Raw genomic sequence first — 3,153 nt, 5'->3', positions numbered from 1 at the left:
TGACAGGCGTTAATAAAGTAGGTAAATCATCGAGCTGATTTAAGTTAAATGCATCCCAATTTACATTCATTGATTGAAACTGCGGCGTACTTACTTTTATATTTGGCGTATCGGGCTTTACAATAAGGCGTCGTATAGGCTGTCGATGGGGACACCGCCTTTAATGGTTACATGTACTATTTGATTTGGCGGCGGCGGCGGTACGTGTATACAGGCGCCAAAATAAGGAACCAGTAAAAATTCGGTAATTACTTCACTGTCGCCTTCAAGTGGTACTACAAAGCCCGGTAGGCTTACCGATTTACCATCAAGTGCTTTTACTACAGGTGCGTTTAGATCTGGTTGAACCCAGTTTTGTTCACTGCCTTCGTGGTTAGCTTGCGCTTGGGTGTTTATTTGCATATGACCTTGTGGAATTAGGTCTTCCCAAAAAATTTCTTTGGGTGGATTTGCACTACTAACAAAGCTGGTTAGCATTAAGCTTACCAAGGCGATGTATTGAAAAGTTGCTTTTAAAAACGTCATGATTGTCCTAGTTATATTTTTATACTCATGCCATCGCTGAGTGAGTAAAAGTAAGCGCGAGTAGCGGGAATTAAACCAATAATAAATCCTGCAATCATAATAACGCCTATAAGTGTGAGTTCATAGTAAGAGAGCATGGCAATACTAATGCTAATACCAGCGTGACTTTGTAAGTAACCTGCGCCAAAAAACATCAGCGCATAAAATAATACACACCCAACTATGCAGCCGAGTAAAGTGGTAAGCAGTGACTCTATGCTAATGAGAGTAAATAGCTGCCATGGCCGAGCGCCTACTGAGCGTAATATGGCAAGCTCTCTGCGGCGCTGATTAAGATTAGCTAGGAGCGTGGTTAACATGCCAAGCAAGCTAATAATGACTACCACAACAGAAAATAGCAGCAGTATTTTTTCAACAATAGCGAGCATTTCCCATAACTCTTTTAGTGTTACTGTGGGCATAATACCCAGCAGTGCTTCTTTTTTATATTGGTTTATATTGCGCCTAATTTGCAGCGTGTAAAGTGGTGAGTTAAAGCCCATTAAAAACGCAGTAATTTGTTTTGGGTGGCCAACTAAGTTGCTATGTTCCTCGTGCTCATGTTCGTCATGCTCTGCACTATGGCCACCATGGATTAAATCGATAGCGGCCAGCGGTATATGCAGCGTTTTATCTACAGGGGTGCCGGTGGCATTTAAAATACCGACCACTTTAAACGGGTTGTCATCATGATGATGAAAGCTGGTGCTGCCCATACCATGAGATATAACAATGCTGTCGCCCAGTTTATAGTTTAATTTACTCGCTACCTCACTCCCCAGTACGACTTGGTTAATCGTGTTAAATGCGTGGCCTTGCTTAAAGCTCAGTGGCTGCTTTTTGCCAAACCGATAATAATTAAAGTAATCAAGGGTGGTGCCTAATACTGCTTGGCCTTTGTGGCTGTCGCCAAGGCTTATTGGAATGCTCCACTTTACGCCGCGTTGTCCGGTTATGTATTCATAACTTTGCCAACTCACACCATTGTTAGTGTGGCCTATTCTAAATACGGACGAGAGCAGCAATTGAATATCGCCAGTGCGCGCACCGACAATTAAATCGGTGCCCGAAATAGTATTACTAAAACTGCTTTTTGCGTCTATGCGTACCCGTTCAATGCTTAGCAGTAACATGACGCTAATGGCGATGGTAAGTAAGGTTAACAGCACGCTACTACGACGGTTTAATAGGCTTTTATAGGCGAGTTTAATTAAGATCATGATGCTGCCTGCAAATTAACTAAATCGATGCTGCGATTAAAAAGTGGTTGCAAACTTTCGTCGTGGCTAACAAATACTAAAGTACTGTTGGCGTGCTTAGCTTGCTCAAACAGCAGTTTTATAAAGCTTTGACGGTTGTTGGTGTCGAGCGCCGATGTGGGCTCGTCGGCAATAATTAACTCTGGGCTGCCTATAAATGCGCGTGCTGCAGCAACACGCTGTTGTTGCCCAATACTTAAAGTGGCAACATTTTGATTATGAAAGTGCGGCTCTAACCCCAGTGCATTGAGTAATCTGGCTGCTTCACTCTCTAAATTATCGGCTTGGCTGAGCACGTGTTGCTGACGCTTTTTCGAAAATTGGCACCCTAAACACACGTTTTCTAATGGGGTTAAATAAGGTAGTAAATTAAAGTTTTGGAAAATATAGCCAATATGATCCGCTCTAAATACATCGCGCTGTGCGTTGGTGAGCGCACTTAGGTTTTGGTTTAAAACACAAAGTTGGCCGCTAGTGGTAACATTAATGCCTGCCAGTAACGCCAGTAAGGTAGATTTACCACTGCCGCTTGGACCATGTAAAAAAACATGTTCCCCAGCATTAATCGTAAGCTGCTTAATAGCGAGAGTCGGGGTGACTGCGCTTTTTTGCCATTTGAAAGAGACATTCTCAAGGTTGATCATAACGGCTTACCAACTCCAATAGTTAAGTCTTTTGCGCATTTTAAATTGTCTAAGAAGATTAAGCGGTTTAGCTTTGAGCTTTTCATCACTATGCAACAGTTCATTGGTTGCGCAAAGTACTCGTTGGCTTGACTTACCATCTGTGTATGGGTGTAACTCTTGGCAAAAAGCTTCAATATTATCTACAAGTTCTTTTGGGTAAGTTAGTGCGTAGTCTATTGCGGCTTCAACGTTATTTTTATCCGTAATATCAAGTAAGTGTTTTTCAGGTGCTTTATTGCAAAACGTTACAACCGGTTTTCGTTGTACCAAAAACATCAGTAATATGGATGAAGTGTCGCACAGCATTACATCAGCAGATTGTAATAAAGGAATAACATTGTCTGTTTCAACAAAGGTTAGATTGTCATTACTTAACGCTTTGTATTTATCAACCCACTCTTGTGCCATTTTAGGATGAAACTGAACTAAGAGTCGCCATTTACCGCTTTCACTAAAGTGTTTTATTTGTTCATAAAGTTTAGGTGCAAGAGATAAGCGTTTTGAGAATGTAGAGCAGATCGTAAGCGCGCATTTAAGCAGTGCGCTTAGCTATAATCGAAGTCTAGCTGCACATTCCACGGCATTAGGTCGGTAAAATCATCATCACCCTCATCTCGATTCGGCAACGCTTTAAATAAATGCAC

Annotated in this window: 2 protein-coding genes and 2 pseudogenes; all 4 read right to left on the bottom strand. The window is 41.8% G+C overall.

Going from position 1 to position 3,153, the window contains the following annotated elements:
• Positions 1–120: 120 nt before the first annotated feature.
• Positions 121–525 (bottom strand): annotated as a pseudogene (locus tag H5058_RS17990) (DUF3299 domain-containing protein); the annotation flags it as partial.
• An 11-nt stretch (positions 526–536) separates the two neighbouring features.
• Positions 537–1,784: an ABC transporter permease gene (locus tag H5058_RS17985; RefSeq protein WP_182679359.1), complete on the bottom strand. Its 1,248-nt coding sequence runs from the start codon at positions 1,782–1,784 to the stop codon at positions 537–539.
• The gene (locus H5058_RS17980) at positions 1,781–2,467 is read right to left on the bottom strand and encodes an ABC transporter ATP-binding protein (protein ID WP_182679357.1); all 687 of its coding nucleotides are present in this window, start codon (positions 2,465–2,467) and stop codon (positions 1,781–1,783) included. The genes H5058_RS17985 and H5058_RS17980 overlap by 4 nt, the downstream gene beginning before the upstream one ends.
• A 6-nt stretch (positions 2,468–2,473) precedes the next feature.
• Positions 2,474–3,034, bottom strand: a pseudogene (locus tag H5058_RS17975) (CDP-glycerol glycerophosphotransferase family protein); the annotation flags it as partial.
• Between the last annotated feature and the right edge of the window lie 119 nt (positions 3,035–3,153).

Source organism: Pseudoalteromonas sp. SR45-4 (assembly GCF_014163535.1).
GTDB classification, from domain to species: Bacteria; Pseudomonadota; Gammaproteobacteria; order Enterobacterales; family Alteromonadaceae; genus Pseudoalteromonas; species Pseudoalteromonas nigrifaciens.
The sequence above is the reverse complement of the archived record's forward strand: the minus strand, read 5'-3'. Positions and strand labels throughout refer to the sequence as shown.

Coding starts and splice junctions, on each gene's coding strand:
- H5058_RS17985 (WP_182679359.1), bottom strand. CDS start 1,784: ATGATCTTAATTAAACTCGCCTATAAAAGCCTATTAAACCGTCGTAGT.
- H5058_RS17980 (WP_182679357.1), bottom strand. CDS start 2,467: ATGATCAACCTTGAGAATGTCTCTTTCAAATGGCAAAAAAGCGCAGTC.